The 9,887-nt window shown below is 73.1% G+C and carries 11 protein-coding genes; 2 read left to right on the top strand and 9 right to left on the bottom strand.

Going from position 1 to position 9,887, the window contains the following annotated elements:
• Positions 1–158: 158 nt before the first annotated feature.
• From ACWD4P_RS05675 to ACWD4P_RS05665, 3 genes are all read right to left on the bottom strand, one after another.
• Entirely contained in the window at positions 159–962 is an 804-nt protein-coding gene (locus tag ACWD4P_RS05675) for a DUF3710 domain-containing protein (protein ID WP_449778651.1), read from the bottom strand.
• Positions 963–1,031: 69 nt separating this feature from the next.
• Complete coding sequence (dut, locus tag ACWD4P_RS05670) at positions 1,032–1,499, bottom strand: dUTP diphosphatase (RefSeq protein WP_359828931.1); 468 nt, start codon at positions 1,497–1,499, stop codon at positions 1,032–1,034.
• The gene (locus ACWD4P_RS05665; RefSeq protein ID WP_449778661.1) at positions 1,496–2,074 is read right to left on the bottom strand and encodes a PaaI family thioesterase; all 579 of its coding nucleotides are present in this window, start codon (positions 2,072–2,074) and stop codon (positions 1,496–1,498) included. Before ACWD4P_RS05665 ends, dut begins: the two co-directional genes overlap by 4 nt.
• Before the next feature lie 135 nt (positions 2,075–2,209).
• On the opposite strand from ACWD4P_RS05665, the gene ACWD4P_RS05660 reads away from it, so the two are divergent.
• Positions 2,210–2,659 (top strand): DUF3093 domain-containing protein, encoded by a 450-nt coding sequence (locus ACWD4P_RS05660; RefSeq protein WP_449778650.1) that lies wholly within the window; start codon positions 2,210–2,212, stop codon positions 2,657–2,659.
• Between the two features lie 268 nt (positions 2,660–2,927).
• Here ACWD4P_RS05660 and ACWD4P_RS05655 read toward each other — a convergent pair whose 3' ends face one another.
• From ACWD4P_RS05655 to ACWD4P_RS05640, 4 genes are all read right to left on the bottom strand, one after another.
• The gene (locus ACWD4P_RS05655; RefSeq protein ID WP_359828933.1) at positions 2,928–3,227 is read right to left on the bottom strand and encodes a DUF4193 domain-containing protein; all 300 of its coding nucleotides are present in this window, start codon (positions 3,225–3,227) and stop codon (positions 2,928–2,930) included.
• Positions 3,228–3,733: 506 nt separating this feature from the next.
• A complete protein-coding gene (locus ACWD4P_RS05650; protein WP_449778649.1) occupies positions 3,734–4,717 on the bottom strand; it encodes an acyl-ACP desaturase in 984 nt (327 codons plus the stop codon).
• A 238-nt stretch (positions 4,718–4,955) separates the two neighbouring features.
• Positions 4,956–6,257 (bottom strand): sensor histidine kinase, encoded by a 1,302-nt coding sequence (locus ACWD4P_RS05645; RefSeq protein ID WP_449778648.1) that lies wholly within the window; start codon positions 6,255–6,257, stop codon positions 4,956–4,958.
• 73 nt (positions 6,258–6,330) lie between these two features.
• Positions 6,331–6,984: a response regulator transcription factor gene (locus ACWD4P_RS05640; protein WP_030057689.1), complete on the bottom strand. Its 654-nt coding sequence runs from the start codon at positions 6,982–6,984 to the stop codon at positions 6,331–6,333.
• Between the two features lie 440 nt (positions 6,985–7,424).
• Between ACWD4P_RS05640 and ACWD4P_RS05635 the strand changes: the two genes are divergently transcribed.
• Positions 7,425–7,610, top strand: coding sequence for a hypothetical protein (locus ACWD4P_RS05635; protein ID WP_030057688.1), 186 nt, complete (start codon positions 7,425–7,427; stop codon positions 7,608–7,610).
• Positions 7,611–7,771: 161 nt separating this feature from the next.
• On the opposite strand, the gene ACWD4P_RS05630 is transcribed toward ACWD4P_RS05635, so the two are convergent.
• Both ACWD4P_RS05630 and ACWD4P_RS05625 read right to left on the bottom strand, forming a co-directional pair.
• On the bottom strand, positions 7,772–8,590 hold the full coding sequence (locus ACWD4P_RS05630; RefSeq protein ID WP_359828935.1) for an inositol monophosphatase family protein: 819 nt from the start codon (positions 8,588–8,590) through the stop codon (positions 7,772–7,774).
• 78 nt (positions 8,591–8,668) lie between these two features.
• On the bottom strand, positions 8,669–9,811 hold the full coding sequence (locus ACWD4P_RS05625; protein ID WP_359828936.1) for a ferrochelatase: 1,143 nt from the start codon (positions 9,809–9,811) through the stop codon (positions 8,669–8,671).
• Positions 9,812–9,887 lie beyond the last annotated feature (76 nt).

Here is a 9,887-nt window from a genome sequence, read left to right as displayed (position 1 = left end):
AGTTTCATTCATCGGATTCGCTTTCCGCTTTGCCGCCCCGGTCTCCCGCGGCGACTCCGGAACTGTACGGGGACCGGCCCGCCACATGCAAATCGCCCCTGCCCGGGCTCCCGGGCAGGGGCGATCAGTGCCGACGAGCGGATCCGGCCGGAGCCGGGTCAGCGGACCTCGGTGATCTCCGGACCACGCGCGAACGGGTCGAGCGAGGTGCCGCCGAAGCGGTTGTCGCCCTCGCCGGCGGCAACGGCCGCCCCGCCGCCGTCGGCGACCATCTGGGCGTCCTCGGGAAGCTTCAGGACGATCGGGTCGCGGGGAGCCATCGGGGACTCGCCGCGCACGACGACCGTCTGCCGGAAGACCTGCTCCAGGATCCCGGCCATCTCCGGCTGCACCGCGGCCTGGCCCGAGATCACGCCGCGCAGGAACCAGCGCGGACCGTCGCAGCCGACGAACCGCACCAGCTGCACGCCCTGGGTGCCGTCCGGCAGCTGCACGGGGACCTGGGCGCGGAGGTGCCAGCCGAGCGGGCCCTCCTCCTCCTCGATGAGGCCGCCCTGCGAGGTGATGCCGTTGGCGATCTCCTCCCGGACCTCCCCCCAGATGCCCTCCGACTTCGGGGCCGCGAAGGCCTGGAGCTGGATGGCGCTGTTGCCGAGCACGAGGGTGGCCGCCACGATCGCGTCACCGGCGACCTCGACGCGCAGCTCCATGCCCTCGACACCGGGGACCAGCAGACCCCCGAGGTCGACCCGTCCCTCCTCGGGGTTCTCCAGCTCGGAGTGGTCCCACGGACCGTCCGGCCGCGGGGCCGGCGGGAGGCCGACCTTGTCGGCCGGGTCCAGGTCGGTCACGTTCTCGCTCTCGGCGGAACCTTCGACGTCATCGGCCGTCTCGTCGGCGCTGATGGCGTCGTCGGCGAGCTGCTCGACAGCGTCCTCGCTCTTCTGGCGACGACGGAACACGGTCACTGTCCTTCCCGGTCCAAGACCGATGCGAATACCTGCTCGGCTTCCTGCGAGGCCGCGGGCATGCTAGACCGCGGCGTGGCCGCCGGTCGACCCGAACCCGCCCTCGGCGCGTGCCGACCCAGGCAGCTCCTCCACCTCGTGGAAACGGGCCTTCTCGACCTGCTGGATCACCAGCTGGGCGATCCGGTCCCCTCGGCGGAAGCTGACCCCCTCGCGCGGGTCCAGATTGACGACGATCACCTTGATCTCTCCACGGTACCCGGCATCGACCGTCCCCGGGGCGTTCACGAGGGCAACACCGCAACGAGCTGCCAGCCCGGACCGCGGGTGCACGAAGGCCGCGTAGCCGTCCGGCAGGGCGATGGCGATGCCCGTCGGCAGCACGGCCCGCTCGCCGGGGGCCAGTTCGGCGTCGACGGTGGTGCGCAGATCGGCGCCGGCGTCCCCGGGCTGCGCGTAGGCGGGCAGCGGCAGCTCGGGGTCGATGCGCTTGATCAGGACGTCCAACTGCGGGCGGGGGGTGGTGCTCAAGGGTTCACCTCAAAGGCTCGTGCGCGCTTCATCAGGTCCGGGTCGTCGAGGACCTTCTCGATGTCCTCGGGGCGACCGTGCGTGGTGAAGTGTTCCAGCTTCACCTGGATGAAGAGGGCTTGAGCACGCACGGCGACCGGTCCGGCCGGCCCGCCTATCCGCGCCTCCGCGGCGCTGTAGATCTTGCGGCCCCGCACGCCGGTGATCCAGGCGCGCAGGTGCAGCACGGAGTCGACGGGCACCGGGCTGAGGAAGTCGGTCTCCAGCCGGCCGGTCACGGCGGGGGCGTGCAGCAGCCAGTTGAGCGTGCCGAGCGTCTCGTCCATGGCGGTGGTCAGCAGTCCGCCGTGGGCCAGGCCGGGGCCGCCCTGGTGGGCGTCGCGGACGGCGAACTCGGCGGTGACGTCGAGGCCCTCGCCGGCGACGGCGTCGATCCGCAGGCCGCCGGGGTGCTGCGGGCCGCAGCCGAAGCAGTGCTCGTAGTGGGAGCCGAGCCGGGTGCCGGGGGCGGGCGCCTGGGGGTGGCGCTCCGGCAGGACGGCGTCCGGCGGCGGGGTGGTCGGGGTCGGCGGCATGGCGGGCGCCGGCCGGTCGGTGGGGGTGCTGGGGGCTGTCGTACCGGTCACGGGGCCCCAGCCTACCCAGGGGTAGGGAGCCTCCGGTGGGGGTGGCGTCCCGCCCCGGGCGTCAGGGCGACCACAATGGAGGGCATGTACGACGAACGCCTCACGGTGCCGCGTTCCTGGTGGCTGCTCCCGATCGCGATGGGCCTCACGCTCACGCTGGTCCTGATCCGGGTCAGCGGCCCGGCCGCGCTGATCGGGCTGGTGGTCGGGATCGCCGCCGGCGCGGTCGCGATCAGCAGCTACGGCTCGGCCCGGATCCGCGTGGTCCAGGGCTCCCTGGTGGCCGGACCGGCCCGGATCCCGGTGGACGCGCTCGGCGGCGCGCAGGCGCTGAGCCCCGCCGAGGCGGCCGCCTGGCGCGGCCCCAAGGCCGACCCGCGCGCCTTCATGCTGCTGCGCAGCTACGTCCCGACGGCGCTGCGGATCGAGGTGACGGACCCGGCCGACCCGACGCCGTACCTCTATCTGTCGACCCGCTCGCCGATGAAGCTGGCGGAGGCCCTGGAGGACGCCCGGCGCGGCACCCGCGCCTGAGGCGGGGCCGGCCGGGCGCCGCCCGGCCGGCCCGGGGACGGACCGGCCCGGAAGTGGCCGGACATACGGAGAGGGACGGTTCCGCTGGTGCGGGACCGTCCCTACGACTTTGTCCTGGCCGGTTCACCGGCCGACTCCGCCCTCCCGGGCCCGTCCGTGCGGACGGTTCCCGGTTCTGCCGCCCGGCCCCGCTGCCCGGGGCCGGAAGGAGCGGTGTGCCGGTCCCGCGGGCGCAGCCGCGGGCACCGGGCCCTTTCCGCCGCGGTGCTCAGTTGCCGCAGTCCCGGCAGATCGGGTTGCCGTTCTTCTCGCTGTAGAGCTGGCTGCGGTGGTGCACCAGGAAGCAGCTCATGCAGGTGAACTCGTCGGCCTGCTTCGGCAGGACGCGCACGGCGAGTTCCTCGTTGGAGAGGTCGGCGCCGGGGAGCTCCATCCCCTCGGCCGCCTCGAAGTCGTCGACGTCGACGGAGCTGTTGCTCTTGTCGCTGCGCCGAGCCTTGAGCTCCTCGATGCTGTCCTCGTTGACGTCATCGTCGGTCTTGCGTGGGGTGTCGTAGTCGGTTGCCATTTTTCGCTCTCCCCCTCCGGGTTGTGCGGTGTGTGCGGTATCTCCAGCGCACGTAACGCATGGGAGGTCGGTCTTGTGCCCGACCCGAGGCGGAGATTTTGCCTTACTTCAAGCCCTGTTACTCAATCGACACTCAGCCCGGGCTCCATCGGGTTGATCCCCGGGGCTGCGGAAGGCCTCACGCTGGGCCATCGCCGGCCCTCCCCGGGCCCGTCGAACCGACCACGCACAGTGAGCGCGGAGGGTGCGGGCGCCCACGAAATCCCTTGCCCGCCAGGGATGCCGACCGATCGCGCGGATCGGTCCGGGGCCGGAATCCGGTCACGGACCGCGATCGGCACCCCTGGGCGGGTGATCACTCTCCGGGGTTGCCCGGAATCGTGGAGCGACACGGTGTGAGCTTGGTCACGTTAGGAATCTTCCAGGGCAAACCCTGGAAAATCCACCCACGCCGACCGGTCGGGGTACCGACCCCCCCACCCGGTCGGCGCGATGCCCCGGATGCCTCAGCCGGCGTTCTTCCGGGCCGCGCGGCGCGCCATCAGGGCGGCCTGGCGCTCCTCGAACTTCCGGGCCTGGCCGTCCAGCCCGTCCAGGAACACGCCCAGCTCGTTCTGCGCCAGCAGGCCCTCCGGGCCGAGCCCGCCGATCTCCATCACCTTGAGGTGCCGCAGCACCGGCTGGAGCACGTCGTCGTGGTGGATGCGCAGGTTGTACACCCCGCCGAGGGCGATCTGCGCGGCGGCGCGCTCGAAGCCGGGGATCCCGTGGCCGGGCATCCGGAAGTCGGTGACCACGTCGGCGACGGCCCGCATGGCCTGGTCGGGGGCGATCTCCAGGGCGGCCTTGAGCAGGTTCCGGTAGAAGACCATGTGCAGGTTCTCGTCGTTGGCGATCTTCGCCAGCAGCTGCTCGCAGAGCGGGTCGCCGGCGTACTTGCCGGTGTTGCGGTGCGCGATGCGGGTGGCGAGCTCCTGGAAGGCCACGTAGGCGACCGAGTGCAGCATGCTGTGCGCGTTGTCGGACTCGAAGCCCTCCGACATGTGGCTCATCCGGGCCCGCTCCAGCTCCACCGGGTCGACCGCCCGGGTGGCGAGCAGGTAGTCGCGGATGGCTATCCCGTGACGCCCCTCCTCGGCCGTCCAGCGGTGCACCCAGGTGCCCCAGGCACCCTCCCGGCCGAACATGGTCGCGATCTCGTGGTGGTAGCTGGGCAGGTTGTCCTCGGTCAGCAGGTTCACCACCAGCGACACCCGGCCCACCGCCGTCACCTGGGACTGCTCGAGCGCCCAGGCCTCGCCGCCGAGCACGCCGTCGAAGTCGCGGCCCTGGCTCCACGGGACGAACTCGTGCGGCATCCACTCCTTGGCGACGCCCAGGTGGCGGTTGAGCTCCTTCTCGACGACCTCTTCGAGGGCGAGGATCAGCCGCGCGTCGGTCCAGCCGCTCGCGACGAGCGAGGAGCTGCTCTGCACAGGGGCGATGGTCACGGTCTTGCTCCTGAGGGGACGGCACGCGCTGGGACGGGCGCGGCGCGCTGGACGGGGACACGACGTCCCCACACCCGCCGACGGGCCGCCGGCGGATTCACCTACGGTTGCGTAGGTTACGACACCGTAAGTTGCTCGGGGCGGAAATGACAAGCCGCCCCCGCCAGGCCTTATGTCGTCTTGACGGGCCTGGCGGGGGCGGCAGGAAACGGTCACCCGCGGAAGGGGCGTTGGACCCTTACGGAGAGGGGATGCGGACCCTCATCGTGAGGCCGCCGCCGGCGCGCGGCGTGGCCTCGATGGTGCCGCCGTGGGCGCGCACCACCGAGCGGACGATGGACAGGCCGAGCCCGACCCCCTTGTCGCTGCGGGTGCGGTCGGCACCCTTGATCCGGCGGAACGGCTCGAAGATGTGCTCCAGCTCGTACCCGGGCACCACCGGGCCGGTGTTGGACACCACCAGCTCGCCGCCGCCGGGCACCGCGGTGGTGGCCAGCTCGACCCAGCCGCCCGGGGTGTTGTAGCGGACGGCGTTCTGCAGCAGGTTGAGCGCGAGCCGTTCCAGCAGGACGCCGTTGCCGGCGGCCATGGCCGGATCGAGCTTCGAGCGCAGCTCGACCTCGCGCTTGTCGGCCTCCCCCCGGGTCTGCTCCAGCGCCCGGGTGGCCACCTCGGACAGCTCCACCGGGCGCCGCTCGGTCAGCTCGTTCTCGCTGCGGGCGAGCAGCAGCAGGCCCTCGACGAGCTGCTCGCTGCGCTCGTTGGTGGCCAGCAGGGTCTTCCCCAGCTGCTGGAGGTCGGGCGAGACCCCCGGATCGGAGAGCTGGACCTCCAGCAGGGTGCGGTTGATCGCCAGCGGGGTGCGCAGCTCGTGCGAGGCGTTGGCGACGAAGCGGCGCTGGGAGTCGAAGGAGCGGTCCAGCCGGTCCAGCATGCCGTCGAAGGTGTCGGCGAGCTCCTTGAGCTCGTCGTCCGGGCCGTCCAGCTCGATCCGGCGGTGCAGGTCGGAGGAGGCCACGTCGCGGGCGGTGCGGGTGATCCGGCCGAGCGGGCGCAGCACCCGGCCGGCCATCGCGTAGCCGGCCACGAAGGCGATCACGGCGAGGCAGACCAGCATGGTCAGCGACTTGCGCAGCAGGATGTTGAGCGCGGAGTTGGAGCGCGCCAGGAAGTCGGCGGCCTGCCACTGGTTGAACGCCGCGGTGTCCATGGTGCGGACGGTGCCGTCGGGGCTGGTGACCCGGACGCTGTTGCCGTCGAAGAGCAGCTGGCGCGGCGAGAGGTACGAGACGGCGTCCTGGAAGAACACGTACATCAGGAGCAGCAGCACGACGCCGGCCATCAGGAACATCCCGCCGTAGAGCAGGGTGAGTCGCATCCGGATGGTGGGGCGGAAGGGCAGCCAGGCGAGCATGCCGTCGCCGGGGACGTAGTGCCCGGGGCGGTGGACGCGCGGCGGGGTCAGGGGCTTCGGGGGGACGGCACGCGGACCGCCGGCGGGCGCGCCGGAGGGCCCGCCGGCCGGGGGCGGGGTGGTCATGATGGTCCTCTCGGTGCGTCCGCCGGGGCGGGCGCTCACGGCGGGGAGTCCCGGGGTGGGCGGACTCCGGTCGTCAGATCCGGTAGCCGGAGCCCGGCACGGTGACGATCACCGGCGGGTCGCCGAGCTTGCGGCGCAGCGTCATCACGGTGACGCGCACGACGTTGGTGAACGGGTCGGTGTGCTCGTCCCAGGCCTTCTCCAGGAGCTGCTCGGCGGAGACGACGGCGCCGCCGGCCCGCATCAGCACCTCCAGGACGGCGAACTCCTTGGGGGCGAGCTGGACGGTGCGGCCGTCGCGGATCACCTCGCGCCGGCCGGGGTCGAGCGAGATGCCGGCGCGCTCCAGCACCGGGGGCAGCGGGATGGTCGCGCGGCGGCCCAGCGCCCTTACCCGGGCGACGAGTTCGCTGAAGGCGAACGGCTTCGGAAGGTAGTCGTCCGCGCCGATCTCCAGGCCCTCGACCCGGTCGCTGATGTCGCCGGAGGCGGTCAGCATGATCACCCGGGTCGCCAGGCCCTGCTCGACCACCTTGCGGCAGACGTCGTCCCCGTGCACCAGCGGAAGATCGCGGTCCAGGACGACGACGTCGTAGTCGTTGACCGCGATGCGCTGGAGCGCGGCCTCCCCGTCGTACACCACGTCGACGGCCATCGCCTCGCGGCGCAGGCCGGTCGCGACGGCCTCGGCAAGCAGCTGCTCGTCCTCGACGACGAGAACCCGCACGGTCGTTGTCCCTTCTCCAGGCCGGCCCCGGAAGCGGACGCACGGCTCCGACGGTGCCTCCATCCTGCCTGGTCCGGCGGTAAAGCAGCGATAAGCTGCCCCTCAGGCAGGGAGTCGGGGTCCGCGACGGTGACCGTTCGCATCCGGACCACTCCGCTTGGACTGTGACACAGGCAACTTTCTCGCGCCGGAAGGTTTCCCCGCCGTGGGGGCGGGGAGGACAGCTGCACACCCGCGATCTGGCCGACGGCCGGTCGCACCCACCCGCCGTGCGTTCATCCGCGCCGGCCCTGGGGCTGGGCATCACCGGAAGCGGCCCGCGGCCGCTCCGCATCCATCCGGAGATTCACCACCATCCGGCCTGGGTGCTTTCACCGGCTGGACCTCCCCGGGGCGGAGAGCGCACGACCGTGCACGTCCGACACAGTAAGGGGGCCCGTATGGACGCCTTCAAGGCCGGAATCCTGCAGCGCATAGCCAACGCCGAGCAGGACCTGCACCGCGCGATCGAGGCCGGGGACGAGTTCCTCGCCGAGGTGGAGCAGTCCGAGCTGGACGACCTCCGCCGACTCGCCGCCGAGCACGGCGTGGACACGGTGCTGGAGCGCCACCGCACCGCTGCCTGACCCGTCCGGCACACCGACCCGTCGCCGGACCTCCGGCACCAGCGGCCCTGCGGGGGCCGTGCGAACCCAGGCCCTGGCATCCCCCGTATGTCAGGGCTCTTCGCATGTCCGGGGCCGTCCGCCGCCACCGGGGCTCCGGGGCGGCGGACGGCCGGAACCGGTCAGTCCGCCCAGGCGCGCAGCTCGGCCAGCCGCTCCTGGAGCGGCTCGTACACCCCCGGGGCGGCGGCCACGGTCAGCTCGCCGTCCGGCCCGTGCCCGGGGCGGCCGCCGACCAGGGCGCCGGCCTCGGTGGCGATCAGACAGCCGGCCGCCCGGTCCCAGGGGGCCAGGCCCCGCTCGTAGTAGCCGTCCAGCCGCCCCGCGGCCACGTCGCACAGGTCCACCGCGGCCGCCCCGCCCCGGCGGATGTCCCGCACCTGCGGCATCAGCGCCAGCAGCACCTCGGCCTGCCGCACCCGCACCGGCTGGACGTAGTTGAAGCCCGTGGCGATCAGCGCCTGGCCCCAGGGCGGGGCCGGGCGGGCCGAGACCGGGCGGCCGTCGAGGCGGGCCCCGCGGCCCAGGACGGCATGGAAGAGCTCGCCGCGGGCCGGCGCGTACACCACGCCGACGACCGCCCGGCCGTCCACCTCGGCGGCCACGCTGACGGCCCAGGAGGGCAGCCCGTAAAGGTAGTTGACCGTTCCGTCGAGCGGGTCCACGACCCAGCGGACCCCGCTGGTGCCCGGCCGCTCGGCGCCCTCCTCACCGAGGTAGCCGTCCTCCGGGCGGCGGTCGGTGATCAGCTCCAGCACGAGCTTCTCGGAGGCCAGGTCCATCTCGGTGACCACGTCGACCGGACTGCTCTTGGTACCGGCCACACCGAGGTCGGCCGGGCGGCCGTCGCGCAGCAGGGCACCGGCCTGCCGGGCCGCGTCCAGGGCGACCTCCAGCAGGTCGTCGAGGAGCCGGTCGTCGGGCAGGGCGGGGGTGGGCACGGGGTTCTCCTCCGGGACGGACGGGACGGACAGGACGGGTGGGGCGGTCCGGACAGCCGGGGCGGCCGGGGCGCGCGGTCAGCGCTCGGCGACGGCCGGACGCGGGGCGCGCGGGTTGGGGCAGCAGTCCACCGCGCACACGTCGTGGCTGGGACCGAGGGTGCCGAGGGCGCAGCGCACCACCCGCTCGCCGCGCTCGGTGGCGGCCCGCTCCAGGACGAGCTCGCGCACGGCGGCGGCGAACCGGGGGTCGGCGCCGACGGTGGCGGCGCGGGCCACCGGCAGCCCGAGTTCGGCCGCCTTGGCGGTGGCCTCGGTGTCGAGGTCGTACTTGACCTCCATGTGGTCGGAGACGAAGCCGATCGGGACCATCACCACGGCGGGCGCGCCGTCGGCGTGCTGGGCCTCCAGGTGGTCGCAGATGTCGGGTTCCAGCCACGGGATGTGCGGGGCCCCGCTGCGGCTCTGGTAGACCAGTTCCCACGGCCGGTCGGCCACACCGGTGCGCTCGGCCACCGCCGCGACGATCAGCCGGGCCACGTCCAGGTGCTGGGCGACGTACGCGCCGCCGGGCCGGCCGCGGGCCGGGTCGTCCGGGGCGCCGGAGGTCTCGGCCATCGCCTCCGGGATGGAGTGGGTGGTGAACGCCAGCCGGGCGCCGGGGCGGACGGCCTCGGGCAGCTCCGCCAGGGCGGCCAGCGCGGCGTCGATCATCGGCTCGACGAAGCCCGGGTGGTTGTAGAAGTGCCGCAGCTTGTCGACCCGCAGGGCGGGCACGCCCTCCTCGGCGAGCGCGGCCAGCGCGTCGGCCAGGTTCTCCCGGTACTGGCGGCAGCCCGAGTAGCCGGCGTAGGCGCTGGTGGCGAGCACGGCGATCCGGCGGTGACCGTCGGCGGCCATCTCCCGCAGGGTGTCGACCAGGTAGGGCGCCCAGTTCCGGTTGCCCCAGTGAACCGGCAGGTCCAGCCCCTGCTCGGCGAAGTCCTTGCGCAGCGCGGCGAGCAGCTCGCGGTTCTGCCCGTTGATCGGACTGACCCCGCCGAACATGAAGTAGTGCTTGCCCACCTCCTTCAGCCGCTCCTTGGGGATGCCGCGGCCACGGGTGACGTTCTCCAGGAACGGGACGACGTCCTCGGGGCCCTCGGGCCCGCCGAAGGACAGCAGCAGCAGGGCGTCGTACGGGGCGGCGCCGGAGGGGGAGGGTTTGCGCGCGTCGGACATGGCACCGATCCTGCCACTGAGGGGCCGGACGCCGTCGCCGGGGCCGCGCGGGTGTCCGAAAAATACTGTTTGCCAA

Source organism: Kitasatospora sp. NPDC002543 (assembly GCF_053594915.1).
This window is presented reverse-complemented; position numbering and strand designations above follow the sequence as displayed.